At 59.2% G+C, this 17023-nt stretch carries 15 protein-coding genes; 6 read left to right on the top strand and 9 right to left on the bottom strand.

Features of this window, described 5'->3' with window-relative positions:
* Window positions 1-26 precede the first annotated feature (26 nt).
* Window positions 27-812 (top strand): enoyl-ACP reductase FabI, encoded by a 786-nt coding sequence (gene fabI, locus C6558_RS07000; RefSeq protein WP_107027062.1) that lies wholly within the window; start codon window positions 27-29, stop codon window positions 810-812.
* A gap of 44 nt (window positions 813-856) precedes the next feature.
* Here fabI and C6558_RS06995 read toward each other — a convergent pair whose 3' ends face one another.
* From C6558_RS06995 to C6558_RS06985, 3 genes are all read right to left on the bottom strand, one after another.
* Window positions 857-1261, bottom strand: a complete 405-nt coding sequence (locus C6558_RS06995; RefSeq protein ID WP_107027061.1) for a response regulator transcription factor — start codon at window positions 1259-1261, stop codon at window positions 857-859.
* Window positions 1262-1334: 73 nt separating this feature from the next.
* Complete coding sequence (locus C6558_RS06990) at window positions 1335-1967, bottom strand: response regulator transcription factor (protein ID WP_107027060.1); 633 nt, start codon at window positions 1965-1967, stop codon at window positions 1335-1337.
* A 3-nt stretch (window positions 1968-1970) separates the two neighbouring features.
* Window positions 1971-3854 carry a HAMP domain-containing sensor histidine kinase gene (locus tag C6558_RS06985; protein ID WP_199196984.1) on the bottom strand — a complete coding sequence of 628 codons (1884 nt, stop codon included), beginning with the start codon at window positions 3852-3854 and terminating at the stop codon, window positions 1971-1973.
* A 337-nt stretch (window positions 3855-4191) separates the two neighbouring features.
* On the opposite strand from C6558_RS06985, the gene C6558_RS06980 reads away from it, so the two are divergent.
* The 5 genes from C6558_RS06980 to C6558_RS06960 all read left to right on the top strand — a co-directional run bounded on the left by C6558_RS06980 (window position 4192) and on the right by C6558_RS06960 (window position 10389).
* Window positions 4192-5856, top strand: a complete 1665-nt coding sequence (locus C6558_RS06980) for an arylsulfatase (protein WP_107027059.1) — start codon at window positions 4192-4194, stop codon at window positions 5854-5856.
* 85 nt (window positions 5857-5941) lie between these two features.
* Window positions 5942-6955 (top strand): HAD family phosphatase, encoded by a 1014-nt coding sequence (locus tag C6558_RS06975; protein ID WP_107027058.1) that lies wholly within the window; start codon window positions 5942-5944, stop codon window positions 6953-6955.
* Window positions 6956-7208: 253 nt separating this feature from the next.
* Window positions 7209-9410, top strand: a complete 2202-nt coding sequence (locus tag C6558_RS06970; RefSeq protein WP_107027123.1) for a tetratricopeptide repeat protein — start codon at window positions 7209-7211, stop codon at window positions 9408-9410.
* A 297-nt stretch (window positions 9411-9707) separates the two neighbouring features.
* Window positions 9708-9914 carry a hypothetical protein gene (locus C6558_RS06965; RefSeq protein WP_144239243.1) on the top strand — a complete coding sequence of 69 codons (207 nt, stop codon included), beginning with the start codon at window positions 9708-9710 and terminating at the stop codon, window positions 9912-9914.
* Between the two features lie 145 nt (window positions 9915-10059).
* A complete protein-coding gene (locus C6558_RS06960) occupies window positions 10060-10389 on the top strand; it encodes a DUF6522 family protein (protein WP_057207022.1) in 330 nt (109 codons plus the stop codon).
* Window positions 10390-10430: 41 nt separating this feature from the next.
* On the opposite strand, the gene C6558_RS06955 is transcribed toward C6558_RS06960, so the two are convergent.
* The 6 genes from C6558_RS06955 to nosZ are packed head-to-tail and all read right to left on the bottom strand — an operon-like array spanning window position 10431 to window position 17000.
* On the bottom strand, window positions 10431-11435 hold the full coding sequence (locus C6558_RS06955; protein ID WP_107027057.1) for an FAD:protein FMN transferase: 1005 nt from the start codon (window positions 11433-11435) through the stop codon (window positions 10431-10433).
* Entirely contained in the window at window positions 11428-11982 is a 555-nt protein-coding gene (locus C6558_RS06950; protein ID WP_199196981.1) for a nitrous oxide reductase accessory protein NosL, read from the bottom strand. The genes C6558_RS06955 and C6558_RS06950 overlap by 8 nt, the downstream gene beginning before the upstream one ends.
* A complete protein-coding gene (locus C6558_RS06945) occupies window positions 11979-12806 on the bottom strand; it encodes an ABC transporter permease (protein WP_107027056.1) in 828 nt (275 codons plus the stop codon). The genes C6558_RS06950 and C6558_RS06945 overlap by 4 nt, the downstream gene beginning before the upstream one ends.
* Entirely contained in the window at window positions 12803-13714 is a 912-nt protein-coding gene (locus C6558_RS06940; protein ID WP_107027055.1) for an ABC transporter ATP-binding protein, read from the bottom strand. Before C6558_RS06940 ends, C6558_RS06945 begins: the two co-directional genes overlap by 4 nt.
* On the bottom strand, window positions 13711-15081 hold the full coding sequence (locus C6558_RS06935) for a nitrous oxide reductase family maturation protein NosD (protein WP_107027054.1): 1371 nt from the start codon (window positions 15079-15081) through the stop codon (window positions 13711-13713). The genes C6558_RS06940 and C6558_RS06935 overlap by 4 nt, the downstream gene beginning before the upstream one ends.
* Window positions 15081-17000 (bottom strand): TAT-dependent nitrous-oxide reductase, encoded by a 1920-nt coding sequence (gene nosZ, locus C6558_RS06930; RefSeq protein ID WP_107027053.1) that lies wholly within the window; start codon window positions 16998-17000, stop codon window positions 15081-15083. The genes C6558_RS06935 and nosZ overlap by 1 nt, the downstream gene beginning before the upstream one ends.
* Window positions 17001-17023: the final 23 nt, after the last annotated feature.

Below are 17023 nucleotides of genomic sequence, written 5' to 3'. Positions count from 1 at the left end.
ACCAGATCTCACAGGAGCAGCAATCAATGTCCAGCCCGGTCGTCAAAGCGGAGCTTCTCAAAGGGAAAAAGGGGCTGATTGTCGGTATCGCGAACGATCGTTCCATTGCATGGGGTTGCGCGCGGGCCTTTCGCGCCTTTGGTGCCGAGCTGGCCGTCACCTATCTGAACGATAAGGCCAAGCCCTATGTGGAGCCTCTCGCGCGTGAGGTCGGGGCGTCGATCTTGATGCCGGTGGATCTGGCCATACCCGGGCAAATCGAGGCTGTGTTCGATCGGATTGAAAGGACCTGGGGTGAGCTCGATTTCGTCGTCCACTCGATTGCCTTTTCGCCAAAGGACACGCTCGGTGGTCGGGTCGTCGACGTGCCGCGCGATGGTTTTCTGACGACCATGGATATCTCTTGCTGGTCCTTCATCCACATGGCTCGCCTCGCCGAGCCGTTGATGAGGAATGGAGGCACACTGTTCACAATGACCTATTACGGCTCGCAGATGGTCGTCGAGAACTACAACATCATGGGAGTGGCGAAGGCAGCACTCGAAAGCGCCGTGCGATACCTTGCCGCAGAACTCGGGCCGAAGGGAATTCGCGTCCACGCGATTTCGCCGGGAGCGGTAGCGACGCGTGCCGCGTCGGGCATTCCAGAATTCGACGAACTTCTGGAAAAGACCATCCGGAAGTCTCCAGCAAGAGAACTTGTCAGTATTGACGATGTTGGCGTCGCTACGGCCTTTCTTGCCCACGATGCCGCACGCCTGATGACGGGGCAGGTGCTCTATGTCGATGGCGGCTATCACATCATCGATTGACAGAGCCGAGGAACGCGACACTGCGGAAGAGGAATTGCGCTTATTCAAGCCCTCAATGCTCTGTCGACAGCGTTGATCAACAAGGCGGCGGGGAACGGCTTGCGTAGATACGCGATGCAGCCCGCCTTGACCGCCTCCAGGTGAAGCGCCTCATCCTCAACGGCGGTGATGAAAATAACCGAGAGTCCGGTGTCAGAAGCCTTTAGACGCTGCCATAGTTCGATGCCTGAAATGCCACCCAAGTGAATATCGAGGACGATACAGCCAAACTGGCTTGCGTCGGCATGGCTTAAAAAGGCCTCGGCAGATACAAATGCTTCGGTTGCAAAACCATTTGCGTTCAACAGTCGCACGACGCTCCGGCGCATGCTTGCGTCGTTCTCGACAACGGCCACTGTGCGTTGTGGGCTTTCCACTTGAGGCCTTTCTGGAGCCAAGAACAGGAGCAGCCCCGATCATGACGATCGTAGGACCAACATTGGAGGCTGGCTATTGTCCTTTGGTGAAGCGCCGAGTTCCAGGCTATCGTGGGTGCGCATCCGACGCGGGATCGAAAAGGCGTAATCTCTCGGCGATCGACACGGTCTCGGCCAGGGACCGGGCTTCTAGCTTTTCCATGACGTTATGGCGGTGCGCCTTGACCGTCCGTTCGGATGTGCCGAGAGCATGAGCGATCTGCTTGTTGAGCTTGCCGCGGACGATGAAGCCGAAAACCTCGAACTCACGTGGTGTCAGGTGCGCAATGCGCGCCCTAAGGGCGTGGATACGATTCTGCTCGACGCGCTGGGTCTCGCACCGGCGCAACGCCCGCTGGACGGCCTCCAGCAGTGCTCCCCTGGGGGCCGGCTTTTCCAAGAAATCCTCGGCACCCGCTTTCATCGCCTGAACGCTGGCTTTGACGCTGCCACGTCCCGTGAGAAACACGACAGGCAGAAGCGGCGCTCGCTCAGTGACCCTGTCCTGTAACTCCAGCCCGCTCAGCCCAGGTAAATCAAGGTCAAGGAGGACACAGCCAGGTTCGTCATGCGGAAACTGCGCCAGAAACTGATCGCCTGATTCATAGAGAGACACGCGGTACCCGGATGCCGAAAGCAGCCGCCCGACTGCGGTGCGGAAGGATCGATCATCATCGACGATGTGAACGATTGGTTCCATGGATCATCCGGTTTGCGCGAGAGGCAATATAACTCGGAATACTGCTCCGCCTTCTGGGCGGTTGTCGGCCCAGATCGTGCCGCCGTAGGTTTCGACTATTGCACGCACGATGGAAAGGCCAAGCCCCGTTCCGGAGGGCTTTGTAGTATAGAACGGCTCGAAAATGCTGGCGAGCTGTTCGTTTGGTATTCCACGACCGGTGTCCGAAATCGACAGCTCGACCTTGGAATCCTTCGTCAGTGTTGTCTCAAGCATAAGCCTCCGCTCGGTCGCGACCACGTCGAGCATTGCATCCATTGCATTGGTTGCCAGATTGAGAATGATCTGCTGGACGTGGACCCGGTCGGCTCGGACCGGCAGTTCCCGCCGGGCCCAATTGGAACTCACGACGACGCCCCTCTGCTCGGCTTCGCCGCGCAGAATCCTGATCGCACTTGTGATGACCTCATTGAGGTCGAACTCCTGCCAGTCGATCTCTCCTCGCTTCTTAAGCAGGCCTCGCATCCGCGAAATGACGTCATGGGCACGCTGATCGTCGTCTTGAATGTCTATGAGGATCTGCCTGATCAGCTCGAGATCGGGCCTCTCGGACATCAGAATTGCCTCCGCCGCCTCGGCGTTGCTGCGGATTGCACCCAGCGGCTGGTTGAGCTCATGCGCGATTGACGCTGAAAGCGCGCCGGCTGTTGCGGATTGATTGAGGTGAACCACTTCGAGCAGACGGAGGCGCGATTCGACCTCCGCCGCCTGGCGGCGGCGGCGTTCGACAAGAAGCCCGGCAATGACTGTGCCCTGTAGAGCAACAATGGCAAGGGCGACCACGGTCGCGAACCAGTATTGTTCCCAGAATGTGGGCTCTTTGAACATCTGGACCGTGCCTGCAGGAAGATCTTTTTCCGACAACCCCCAGCGTCGGAGCTGCCTCACGTCTGCGACATATGTTTGGGGCGACCGGAGACTGGAAATTGGCCTGCCAGCGATGGCATCGAGCGCGAGGTCGGCCGCCGTAATGCCCAGTGATCCGAACGTGACCACGTTGCCTCCAACAATGCCATAGTCGATGTAGGTCGGGTACGGACCATAGATCGGCGCACTGGCAGTCCTCGATATTTGTTTGATGGCTTCGCGCGGAACGAAATTGCGCCCGGTAGCGTCCTTGAAGATCGTCAGCGCCAATACGATGCTGTCGGGAGGTAGCGCGGCGGCTCGCCTGGTGAACTCTTCGATCGTCAGGTCTTCCAAGTATGTCGTTTCAAACGTTCTTGAGAAAACCGCAAGATCGGCTCGCGCGGTTGCAAGCCATGATCGGTCGAATTCGGATGATCCTCCAACTATGAAGAGATGTCGCGCATCTGGCTGGAGACCGCGGGCCATCTCAGCGGTCTTTACGATGTCAAATTCGCTGAAAGCTCCGATCACGTCACTGGGCAAGTCCATTGCCTCGGCAGCGGAACTGCTGAAGCCCGCGACGATTATCCTTGCATCGCCGGAGATTTCCTTGCGGTTGGCAGAGATGAACCGAGCCGACTCCTCGCCGAGCGCAATCACCACGTCAGGGCGGCGATCGCCATACTTGGCCGTAAGATAATCAGCCATGCGGCGCATGTGCTTCGGATCAGGAAATCTCGAAAGGTCGAGAAATTCGGAGAAAAGATCGATCCTGCCTTTGGTCGCGTCGAGAAGCCGCGACCTGACGGCCTCCCCGGCAGCAGTGGTCGCCGCGATCCGCTCGTCATATGGATAGAGCACCAGCACACGCGGCACATGGTCAACAACTGCCTGATCGGCTGTCGCCGCCGGCGCAGTCGCCAGGGAGGCGAGCAGGCACAAAACCACACCCCTGATCGGCCAGTGCGATCGCCTGATCCGGTTACCCAGAACGCCCATGACTTTCCCCCGACAGATAGGCGCAATCTACCAAGGCGAACTTGCTAATACAACCAGAGCTTTAGAATTCAAGCGCATGCTAACGAAGTGCAGTTTTGCCCGATGGTACAATATCCCTGCCGCCTGACGTCCGATAGTTTCACCGTCGTGGGTGGCCTCGAGGTGCCACCGGCATCCAGACAAGACGCCATCTCGATCGAGGGCGTTCAGGCTACAGCATTGCTTCAATTTGTTTCGTTTCGATTCAACAAGGACAGGCGGCGGATCGCCTCAGACGCGTCAGAACTCGTGCGTTTGATGAACCCGATTCGCCCAAACCTTCGCAGGAGTAGTCAGTATGAATTTTCGCTTCATGTGCTCTGTCGGAGCCTTGGCGGCTTCGACATTTCTCGTTGGGGCCGCATCCCAAGCGCAAGCCCAGTCGCCGTCAAAACCCAACATTCTCTTTATCGTTTCCGACGACACCGGCTATGGTGACCTCGGCGCCTACGGTGGTGGGGTGGGGCGCGGCATGCCAACGCCGAACATCGACAAGCTGGCCGATGAAGGCATGACCTTCTTCTCCTTCTATGCCCAGCCGAGCTGCACGCCAGGGCGCGCTGCAATGCAGACTGGACGCATTCCGAACCGGAGCGGCATGACGACAGTGGCTTTCCAGGGGCAGGGTGGTGGTCTGCCGGCAGCAGAGTGGACGCTGGCGTCAGTGCTGAAGCGCGGTGGCTATCACACGTACTTCACCGGAAAGTGGCATCTCGGCGAGGCGGACTATGCGCTTCCGATCGCCCAGGGCTATGACGAGATGAAATATGTCGGCCTTTACCATCTCAACGCCTATACCTATGCGGATCCAACCTGGTTCCCCGATATGGACCCGGCACTGCGGGCCATGTTCCAGAAAGTGACGAAGGGTTCGCTTTCGGGCAAGGCCGGGGGTGAGGCAAAGGAAGATTTCAAGATCAACGGCCAGTACGTCGATACGCCGACGATTGACGGCAAGGAAGGCGTGGTCGGCATTCCGTTCTTCGACGGCTATGTCGAGAAGGCGGCGATCGAATTCCTCGATGAGGCGGCAAAGAAGCCGGACGAGCCGTTCTTCATCAATGTCAACTTCATGAAGGTGCATCAGCCGAACATGCCGGCACCAGAGTTTGAGCACAAATCGATGTCCAAGTCGAAATACGCGGACTCGGTTGTGGAACTCGACACCCGTATTGGCCGGATCATGGACAAGCTGCGCGAAACCGGAATGGACCGGAACACGCTGGTGTTCTACACAACCGACAACGGCGCTTGGCAAGACGTTTATCCGGACGCCGGCTACACCCCGTTCCGCGGCACCAAGGGCACATTGCGCGAGGGTGGAAATCGCGTTCCCGCGATCGCGGTTTGGCCGGGCAAGATCAAGCCCGATACCAAGAACCACGAAGTCATCGGCGGTCTCGATCTCATGGCGACATTCGCTTCAGTCGGCGGCGTCCCACTGCCCGAAAACGACCGTGAAGACAAGCCAATCATTTTCGACAGCTACGACATGACCCCGGTCCTGACGGGCTCGGGGCCGTCCCCTCGCAAGGAATGGTTCTATTTCACCGAGAATGAGTTGTCGCCGGGCGCAATTCGCTACAACAACTACAAGTTCGCGTTCAATCTTCGTGGCGACGATGGAGCGGAGACTGGCGGACTGGCCGTGGACTCAAATCTTGGATGGAAGGGCGCGGAGAAATACGTGGCCACGGTTCCGCAGGTGTTTGATCTTTGGCAGGACCCCCAGGAACGCTACGACATCTTCATGAACAACTTCACTGAGCGGACCTGGATGGGTGTGGTCATGGGAGAACAGTTGAAGAAGATCATGGCGACATACGTGAAATATCCTCCACGCAAGCTGCAGAGCATGGGATATACGGGTCCGATTACGCTTTCAAACTACGAGCGTTTCCAATGGGTTCGAGACACCCTGGCGAAGGAAGGTGTTAACGTCCCGATGCCAACCGGCAACTGACTTTGGCGCGGCGGTCCCATCCGTTCGGGGCCGCCGTTTCTTCAAGATTGTGAGATTGGACACCGTTGGTGACGGAGACTGTGCTATGATCGCCTTACCTAATTTGCTCAAATTCTCCCGCGACATCGCGTTGGGCATGGCAACCTTGCTGCTTGTTGCAACATCGGTGTTTGCCCAGACAGATCCATTGCCCTCGTGGAACAACACCGGGGCCAAGGCGGCCATCGTCGCCTTTGTGGACAGAGTAACCGCGGAAAATACGCCTGGTTATGTGCCCGAGGTCGAACGCATCGCGGTCTTTGACAATGACGGCACACTGTGGACCGAGCAGCCGATGTATGTGCAACTCGCCTTTGCCCTTGATCGGGTCAAGGCGGAAGCTGCCACCCACCCGGAATGGAAGGATACGCAGCCGTTCAAGGCCGTGCTCGACAACGACATGAAAGCTCTTGCGGCAACCGGAGAAAAGGGACTTTTGGAGTTGGTCCTGGCGACCCATAGCGGGATGACAACGGAGGAGTTTCAAAAGATCGCCTCCGACTGGATCGCCACGGCGCGCCATCCGAGGTTCAATAGACCCTACACCGAGCTGGTCTATCAGCCGATGCTCGAACTGCTCGCCTACCTGCGTGAAAACGGCTTCAAGACGTTCATCGTCTCCGGTGGAGGCGTGGAGTTCATTCGTCCCTGGGCCGAGCAAGTCTACGGGGTCCCGCCCGAGCAGGTCATCGGGTCGACCATAAAAACGCAGTTCGAGATGCGGGAGGGCGTGTCGACCTTGTTCCGCCTGCCACAGGTCGACTTTATCGATGACAAGGCCGGCAAGCCTGTCGCGATCAACCAGTTTATTGGGCGCCGGCCCATCGCCGCCTTCGGAAATTCTGACGGCGACCTCGAAATGCTCCAGTGGACCACGTTGGGCGGCACAACCACTCGCTTCGGCCTGATCGTCCATCATACCGATGCGGAGCGCGAATACGCATATGACCGCGACAGCCCGTTCGGTCGCCTCGACAAGGCACTGGATGCCGCTGCCGACAACAATTGGACGGTGGTCGACATGAAGGCAGACTGGAAGCAGATCTTTCCGGCGAAATGAAGCCGAAAGTTTCGCACGCGGCATCGCCGATATTTCCAATGTGGAGGAGGAATCACAATTTCCCGAGTAGCATGCCCGGCGCCCTCAGTCCGTTCTATTGCCGATGCGTCGGCTACGCTGCCCCGTGCGTCCTGATTTTTTTAGAGTAGTGGGAGGCGTGAATTTGAAGATTGCATTCCGTCTAGCGGCTGTTTCTCGGACGGCACTGCTGACTTGCGGATTATCAGTGTTCGCCGCCGCCGCTACGGCGGAAATGACTGCGCAGCCTGCCGCTGACCCGCAGATCGCAATTCACGATGGCTTCGTAGATGAGAAGGCGTGTGCTTCCTGCCACGCTGGTCAAGCCGCCGCATTCGCGAAATCCCACCATGCGAAGGCGATGGCTCTTGCCAACGAGAAGACGGTGCTCGCCGATTTCAACAATACCCAGTTCGAATGGAACAGCGTCAAGGCCGTTTTTTCCCGCCGGGATGGCCGCTTCTTCGTTCGCACCGAAGGGCCTGACGGCAAACCGGCAGACTTCGAGGTGAAGTACACGTTTGCCTACGAGCCTCTGCAGCAGTACCTGGTCGATCTTGGGGGTGGCAAGCTGCAGACTCTCGACATTGCCTGGGACACGCAAAAGCAGAAATGGTTCTGGCTCGGCGAAAGCTCCTCGGCGAAACCTGGCTCGACGTTTCACTGGACAGGCCCGTTCTATCGATGGAACCGCACCTGCATCGACTGTCATTCCACCGATCCCCAGACCAACTTCCAGCCGCAGACGGACGGGTATCAATCATCCTATGTCGCGACCAGCATCGGCTGCCAGTCCTGCCACGGCGGCGGTGCAAAACATGTCGAATGGGCGAGAGCCAAGGTCGGGAACGCTCATACGGCAGCAATTGCGGGCCTCGGCCTGTCGAAGGTCGATGCGAACACTTGCTTCGCCTGCCACGCGCGGCGCGCCCGGCTTGTCGATGACTATCAGCCGGGAGGCTCCTTTCTCGACAATTTTTCCCCGGCGTTGCTGCGTAGCGATCTCTACTTTCCGGACGGACAGATTCTGGATGAGGTCTTCGAATACGGTTCGTTCCAGCAGAGCAAGATGGCAAGAGCAGGTGTGACGTGTTTCGACTGCCACCGCCCGCATGAGGGCAGCGTCAAGGCCGTTGGAAACGCGCTATGCACCCAATGCCACACCCAGGATGCGCCAAAGCGCTTTGCCAGCACTGATCCGGGCGGCGCTTTCGACACTCCAGCTCATACGCATCATCCGGAAGCCTCCGCTGGCGCGCTCTGCGCCAACTGCCATATGCCCGAGCGGACATACATGAAGGTCGATCGTCGGCGTGACCATTCTTTCGTGATCCCGCGCCCAGACCTTTCCGACATGTACGGAACGCCGAACGCCTGTACGTCGTGCCACGACGGTAGGTCGAACAAGTGGGCCTCGCAGACCCTGGACAAATGGTTTGGTGCAGGCTGGCGCAAGCGACCGACAATCGCACATGCGTTCGCCGCCGCCGCGAAAAACGACGCTGCCTCGATCGAGGCCTTGCGGGCATTCGTCGGCGACGAAAAACAAGCTGGAATAGTCAAAGGAAGCGCCATTGCCGAGATGAGCAGGCTCGCGGGAGCTGACGTCGCCGCAGACGTGAAGGCGGCGGCGGAGAGCCCCGATCCGCTGGTGCGTCTGGGGGCAGCCGAGGCCGCTGCCAACCTGCCGCGGGAGTATCGGCTTGATGCCATCGGCGGACTTGTCAGCGACGACGTACGCGCAGTGCGGGTGGCTGCTGCCAGAGCACTAGGAAGCACGCAGTCGCTGGACTTCCTCGGTGATCGACGTCGTGATTTCGACCGCGCGGTGGCCGATTTGAAAGCGTATGTTCAAGCGAACGCGGACGTTGCCGAGACACAAACGAGCTATGGAACGTTTCTGCTTGAACAAGGACGTCCAGAGGAAGCGGAGAAAGCGCTCCGTCAGGCGATCCATCTCGATCCCAGCCTGGCCGGCGCGCGGATCAACCTCGCCGAACTCTACCGCGCAACAGGGGAGGGCGATAAATCCGAACAGACCTACGCTGAAGCCGTGGCAACCGATCCGGATCGAGCCGACCTTCGCTACGGGCATGGCTTGTCGCTTGTGCGTCAGAAGGCAATGGAGGAGGCAATAGAAGAACTGAACGCGGCCGTGCGCCTGGATGCCCTCAATTCCAGATACAGGACGACAGCGGCGATTGCCCTGGATTCAGTCGGGCGAACGGAGCAGGCGTTTGCGCTCCTCGATGCTGCTGCCTTAAGCGGAGCAACGGACGCCAGTCTGCTCGGCACGGCAATTCAGATCGGTCTCAAACTCCGCCGTTATCCCGAGACGCTCCAATTTGCAGAGGCCTTGGCCCGTCTGCAGCCGGACAATTTACAGATTGCAGAACTCATCAGACAATTAAAGGATGCAGTTGAGCATGGTAGATAAGATCTGAGTTTTGCATTCGTGGCGGTCGGACCGTGCGCTAGTCTTCTTGTGACGTGACGGGATGCGGGCCAGGCTTGGTTGACGACGGTTGTCACCGAGCATTGATCGCGGCCACGAGGTCGGCGCTGTAAATCCGCGGCCATGCGGCATGGTGTCGTCCTGACATAGGCCGTTCGGGTGGTCGAACGATGATCGTTTGCGTCAGCGCAAAGAGGCCCCACCGCTTTGCGCCTACCAAGGACGTGGACGAACTCGCGTGGAGAATCCGTCTTCACGGACTAGGCGGAGATGCAGGACATGATCGAGTTTGGGATGAGGGATGAGACATTGTGCGATTGCACGATCGAGGTCGCCGAGTGGTTCGCCTGCATGCCGGGGTATAATGCTGAGGCCGGGCAGTTACTCGATCTTCTGGCGCACCGCCTCGAGAGATTACGCGACCGCTCGGAACGGGCGAGAACCATGCCGGACGCGCGCCTGTCGACCTCGACGACACTCGTTTGAGGGTGGCCATTGAGATCATCGCTGGATGCTGTTTGCATACCAGAACGTCTCGACACGCCGTCAATGTCGGGCCCCGGCTTGAGATATTTGCGAATGGCGCTCTATCCTTCATGACGAAAACCTGGTCCTCAGGGAGATCCGTTCAATGCTGACATTGACCAATAGGCGGGTTATCCGCGTCGAACGCGACCCCGAGGGCGATTTTTCCGTGCCGGCGCCAACGATGTCATCGGCACTCCGCCTGCCCCCGGCGGAGTTGAAAAACCGCCTGAGCCGAGGCGAGGTCAAGAGCCAGGTCGAGGTCGGTCAGGGCGAGCACGTTGGAACGTTCAGGCTAACGCTGCGATGTGGCGGTCGCTGCTGGACTGCGACGGTGTCTGCCGACGGAACGGTCATCGACGAAGTCTTTTCGTTTGATCGCGAGCGCTTGGCGAACTGGCGCCGGCGTCACCTGGACGCAAGCCAGCGTCGCTGACAGGCGTCAGGTTTGTCTTGGCATCTGGTGCGTCGGCCTCGTTAAGCGCCGAGACCAAAGCATCTCCGAGTGCCTGCCTGGCTCAAAAGATCCGCGCCAAGATCGGTCCGGGGATCGATCAGGGCCTTTATCTCTTGCGGCTCCATCAGGCTGAAGGCTGTTGACAGCGCATCCGCTGTGACCGCGTCATCGGCGACAACGCTCACGCGCCGGTAAGACTGCATCGTCAAGCCGGTGCGGGGATCGAGAATATGCGACAGCCGTCCCGCCTCATCAAAACTGAAGCCTGCAATGCCCGACGTCGCGACCGCCCTGTCGACGAGCGGTAAAACGATGTCTGCGGCAGCATCCACGTCGCTTGCCGCCAGCCCAACCTGCCATGGGCTGCCATCTGCACGGGCCCCGATCGTCCGGCTTTCCCCCATATGGACCAGGCTGCTCGCCACGCCGTTTTGACGAAGCAGATCGACGATGCGATCGGTAATGTAGCCCTGTGCTATGCCGTTCAGGGTCAGAGCCATGTCAGGCATTGCAAACGCGATCCGGTCGCCATTGAACCGGACACGGGTGAGGTCGACGTAAGCCAGTGCCTGTCGGATTGCGCGTGCCGACGGACCGCGCTGATCGGAGGACGGTTTGGCGAAATGATCGGCATAGAGCGTCCAGAGTGGTTGAACCGTCGGATCGAATGCGCCGCCGGTCATTTTGTGAAAGGACCCGCAGATTTCAAGAAGATGTACCAGTTCCGCCGGCGGGGCGACGAGCGCGCCCATCCTGTTCAAGACCGAAAGGGCTGAATCGCTGCGGTAGAGGCTGAATATCGCCTCCAGACGGTCGATTTCGACCACGACTCTGTCCAGCAGTCGGCGTGCCACTGCTTCGTCTTCATGATTAAGGATCAATGTTGCCGATGCCCCAAGCGCCTGGCCACTCCACGTGACCGGACGCAGGGCCGCTCTGGCTGCGCCGGGTATTGGCAGCAGAGGCAGGCCTATGGTCGCCCCGATGATAGCGATTGCACGCCGCCGCCCGATAATCCTAGTCATGACTAGCCTCCGTCGGTTCGGAAAATGAGGTCAACGCAGGCGATGCCCCATCTGCTCCCAGCACATAGTCTTGCGGTATGTTGGCAAAGCCGACGATTTGGCCGCCATGCCTTTCGGTGAAGCTGAGCGCATCTTGCCTTGAGGAGAAGGGAACGGCCTCGGCTGCCCCCATGCCGCCACGCAATCTGCTGCCGACGACATAAAAGGCGCTTTTGGCGTCGATCCAGTTGTCCGCTCCGGGCTTCTCCCAGGTCGGCGCCTTGCCCATGTCAGAGACGTAGATAGCCGCGATCTCCTTTGGTTCTTCTGGCAGCAAGGTGAAGGCGACCGTGTCGCGGGCCGACGAAAACCAGATCGGTTCGGGTATCTGCTTGAGGATGACCTGACCCTTCGGGCCGGGATGTTCGAGCACGTTCATGCCGCAATAGCGCCCCATGGCGTCATCGGTCAGTGAATATGGAAGAGGCGGGCTGTCTGCTTTCTCGGCGGCACATCCAACCAACACGAAGGCACTCATCGCCACGGCGACGAGGTTGCGCGTTTTCATAGCTCTCTCCTTGAGAATATCGCAGTGGCTACCGCAAGCGGCGCAAATGTCCATGACACCAGCGCCAGGATGAGCCCGGTCTTGCCGAGTGCCGATTGCTCGGCCACGCCACCCATCCCCGACAGCGACGCTGCGTCGCCCGAGCCCAGATTGAGCAGTCGATAGGCGTCGGTCGGATTGAGCAGCAGCAAGATATCGAGCAGGCCCGCCGGCAGTGCCTGGCCTTGCCCTGCCACAAGCGCCCCGAGCAGGGCCATGTCATAGATCAGAACGAAAAACAGCCACACCGCGATTGCGATGCCGCCAGCAGTGCTGCGTTCGCTGGCAACGGTGCTTGCGAGGTAGCCGATCGCGATGAAGACCGCGCCCAACAGGACGGACGAGCCGATCATGGAGGCGAAAGCAAGCCAGCTTGAGCGCGCTATGTTGCCATCGACGACTGCAAGTGCAACGGCGGCAGCGCCATAGCCGCAAAGCGTTGCAAACAACAGGATCGTCAGGTGACCTGTAAACTTCCCAATGAGAATCTGCCTGCGGCCGATGGGATAACTGAGCAACAACAACATCGTGCCACGCTCGGTTTCGCCGACGATCGCATCGTGCGAGAGCAGGAGCGCGATGAGCGGAACAAGAAAAATGGTCAGGCTCGAGAGGCTGACGACGACAATATCAAGCCGGCTGGCACCGACGTTGCCTGTCGGCACACTACCGAGGAACGACAAGGTGAGCGCCAGAGCCGCCAGCAGAAGGGTCGTCGCCACGACCCAGCGGTTGCGCATGCCCTCCTGGATCTCCTTGCGCGCAATGATCATGATGTTGTTCATCGGCTATCCTTTTGACCCTGAAGGAAGTGTGCGTAGAGTTCGTCGAGGGTCGGCTCCAGGACGACGAGGTTTGCAATCCCCAATGCGGCGGCGCTCAAACGGTGCAGGACGGCGAGCTTGTCCTCCTGCCTGACCTCTATCTCGAGATCGCCGTCGTGGTGTTTGACGACCTGGCCCTCGATTTCTTCTACAGGCGGCCTTCCAGCCTCGGTGGTCACGCGAATGCGGGTTGGCAGCCTTGCAAGCTTGCGAAGATCATCGAGGGTGCCGTCGGCGATCTTGTTGCCACCGTTGACGATGATGACGCGATCGGCACGTCCCTCGAGTTCCGTCAGCGCGTGCGACGAAAGCAGGATCGTCGTTCCCTTGGCGCGCAAGGCCTCGATGAGTTCGTAAAAATTGTGCCTCAGCGCCGGGTCAAGCCCGCTCGTGGGTTCGTCGAGAAGCATGACATGTGGGTCGCCAAGCAGAGCCTGGGCCAAGCCGAGACGCTGGCGCATCCCCTTCGAATAAGTTCGCACCGGCCGGTCGACTGCCGCCCTGGAAAGGCCGACGCGATCGAAAAGTTCGGTCGCAGTGGTCGTGTCAGCGCGCTTCAGGCGGGCATAAAAGGCAAGCGTTTCCCGGCCTGTCAGGGCGAGGTGAAAGGACACGCTCTCAGGCAGATAGCCAAGTCTTGCGCGAACGCCGAAATCGCCTGAGGCCGGGTCTTCGCCAAGGACGCTGACCCGGCCCGTTGTCGGTCGGATGAGCCCGAGCATCAGTTTGATCAAGGTCGTCTTGCCAGCGCCGTTATGGCCGACAAGGGCGATGGTTTCACCGGCACCCAGCTCAAACGAGACGTCTCGAAGAGCCTCCGACTTGCCATAGCTCTTGCCTGCATTGGTGACGCTCACCGTAGGTGTCATGGTTGCTGGTCCTCGTCGTCCGGGCGCATCATCAGGGGATGGCTGTCGATTACGCCGCCCGGCAACAGCGCCGGAAAGCGCGACTGGGCAAAGCGAATGACTTGAACGGCCGGGCTTGTGATCAGAACCTTGGCCTGCGGTGCGGTCCAAAGTACCCGGTCGATCAGGTCGTTCGGCCGATAGGGATTGTCGCCGACCCCGTCGCCGTTGAGATCGAAGGCCGAATTGTCGCTCCAGTAATTGCCGCGGCCATTTTCGGACCAGTCGAGATACCGGGCGCCGACATATTTGACCTGGTTTCGATTGTTGATGAAGGCGTTGTCGGACAGTGCATTGCCCTCGGAACCCGCCGTGAAGTGAATGCCGATCGAGCAACCCTCAAAGACATTGCCGCGGAAGCGGTTCTTGTTGGCGTTGTAGATGAAGACGCATTTTTCCGGCCCCAATCGGACGGTCGTCCCCTCGGCAAACGTGTCTTGCGCGGCCGGCAGCCCGTGTTCGGGTTTTTCCTTGGCGCCACCGTTCGCCATCCACCGGTCGGAATTCTGAAGCCGCCCGCGTACGACGTTTCCGGTGATCTTGGAGCTGTTAGCGTAGTTGAGGAGCAGGCCGTGATCGCGATCGCCGTCCGAGACATTTCCGATGATCTTCAGGCGGCTTGAAAACATGATGGCATAGCCGACAGAATTGCCGGTGGAGATGTTGCCGCTGATCTCGCTGTCGTTGGTGTACATGTAGTGGATGGCAAAGCGCAGGTTCTCAAACCTGTTCCCGTTGAACACGTTGCGTTTACTGGCGTTGGTCGCGATCCCATCGCGTCCGAAGCTGATAGTGTTGTCGATGACACGTGCCCCGGGAGCGTTCCAGACCGTGACGCCGTTGCCGGTTTCGCTGAAGCGCCTGTCCTTCGTCCCGACAATGCGATTGCCGCGCGCCAGGGATCCGGCGGCGCCATGCAGGTAGATGCCATAGAGATTGCCGATGATCTCGTTGTCTTCAACGGATGCACCTTTTGCCGTCGCGGCAACGAAAACACCGGAGTCCATGGTTTCAAGGTTGCTGCCCGAACCCTCGATCCGAAGCCCGCGCAGGATCGTGTCAGCGGCGTTGATGGTGACGACGCTGCCCTCGCCACTACCGAGAATGGTCGCGCCAGGCTCGCCGATCAGCGAGATCGCGCTGTCGATCGTAACTGGCCCCAGAAAGCGTGCCGGTGGCAATATGAGCGTGTCGCCGGGCGTTGCGGCTTCGATGACATCTTGCAGCCTGGCATCAGCGTCGACACGGATCGTCGCAGCGCAAGCGGTGCCGATGGCGGCGCAGAGCGCCGCCATCGAAAGACCGAACATGAGAGTGCGCGCGTGCATCAGGCCTTCTTCGGCTCGACGAGCATGCGGCCCTTCATTTCCATGTGCATCGCATGGCAGAACCAGGAACAGTAATACCACCACACGCCGGGCTTATCGGCGCGGAAAGTGACGGAGGCTGTCGCCTGGGGCGCCACTTCCATGTTGATGCCATAGTTGATGATCGAGAAGCCGTGCGTCAGGTCCTCCACCTCATCGATGTTGGTGATGTAGACGGTTACTTCGTCGCCCTGCTTGACCGTGAAGCTCTCGAGGCCAAAGGCCGGTGCCGCCGAGGTCATGTAGACACGCACCTTGTCGCCATCCCGAATGACTTCGGAATCAATCAAAAGATCGATGCCATCCTTCTTTGCCTGAGCCACGGCATCGGCAAAGAAGACATCATCCCGGCTCCAGACGCTCACCGGATTGATCTTGGAATTGTGGACGATCGTCGCGTCATGCGGCTCGGCGAAGGTCGGATTATCGTGCACCAGAACCATCTGGTCGCCCGAAATGTCGATCAGCTGATCGTTTTCCGGCTTCAACGGACCGACGTTCAAATAGCGGTCCTTGGAGAACTTGTTCAGCGAGATCAGCCATTTGCCATCGGCGTCTTTTGTCTGTCCCATGGACGTGTGGTTGTGTCCGGGCTGGTAGTGGACATCAAGCTTCTGGCGGATCGGGTCTACCTTTTCGCCGGCAAAGGCTCGTTTGGCGTCGTCGATGTTCCACTTGCAGATCTGGCTGTCGATGAACAGCGTGGTATAGGCATTGCCCTTGCCGTCATAGGCCGTGTGCAGCGGCCCGAGACCAAGCTCCGGTTCGGCAACAACGGTGTCCCTCGGCTTGATCTTGTCGGCGAAAAGGTCGTCGAACTTGCGCACATCCATGACCGTAACAGTGGGCGAGAGCTTGCCGTTGGCGATGATGTGAATACCGTCAGGCGCAGTGTTCATTCCATGCGGTCCGTTCGATACGGGGATGTAGCGCGTATAGGGTGAGCCGTGGCGACCATCGAGGACGGGGACGCCGCCCATCTCCTTGAATTCGCCCTTTGCGACGGCCTCCTCGATCCGCTTGAGGTCAAAGACAACCACCCAATCCTGGTCCTTGGCCATCATCTCCGCAAGATTGACGCCCTCTTCGGAATTGTAGCAGGTGGCGAAGGCATATTTGCCCTGGTAGTCGGCATCGACATTGTCGAGGTTGCCGTCGATCATGACCTGCCAGGCGACCTTCATGGTCTCGCCATCCACGGCGGTGAATATGGCATGATACTGCTTGTGATCGTCGAGAACCGAACCGTCGTTCGGCACTGGTACACGGTCCTCACCGTTGCAGAAGACATAGCCCGTCTTGGGATATTTCTGTACGCGCAGACCGTGAACCGTATGCTGGTTCGGCAATTGGATGATCTTGTCGCAGCGCATCACGTCGAGGCGAATGCGGCAGACGCGGGTATTTGCCTTGTCGTTGGCAAACAGGTAGCGCCCGTCATAGGTTCCCTCCGTGAATGAGGGGTGCGGATGATGCAGGTCGCCATTGAGATAGATGCCGCCCTTGTCTTCCAGGTATGCTTTCGTTTCGGGCAAAAGTCCTTCGGTGAGCACCTTGCGGCTTTCATTGGTCTGGCCCCAGCCGGTGGCGCTGTCGCGATTGAAGACCGGGATACGCATCAGTTCGCGCATGGATGGCAATCCGAGAATGCGCAGTTCGCCGCTGTGTCCGCCGGAGAAGAAGACGTAGTATTCATCGAGTTCGCCTGGCTTTACCTCGAAGGGCAAGCCGCCTGTGCCTTGAGCGAATGCCGGTGATGCGGTTGTGCCGGACAGGGCAAGCGCCCCACCAACACCTGCCGCCCCGGCGACGGCCGCCGCGGCCGTCGTGCCGAGAAGCTGACGTCGATTGAGGCGTACTGCTTTGTCTTCTGTTGCCATTTCGGTTTCTCCTTGTGTGGATT

The organism is Ensifer sp. NM-2 (genome assembly GCF_003024455.1).
Taxonomy (GTDB): domain Bacteria; phylum Pseudomonadota; class Alphaproteobacteria; order Rhizobiales; family Rhizobiaceae; genus Ensifer; species Ensifer canadensis.
The sequence above is the reverse complement of the archived record's forward strand: the minus strand, read 5'-3'. Positions and strand labels throughout refer to the sequence as shown.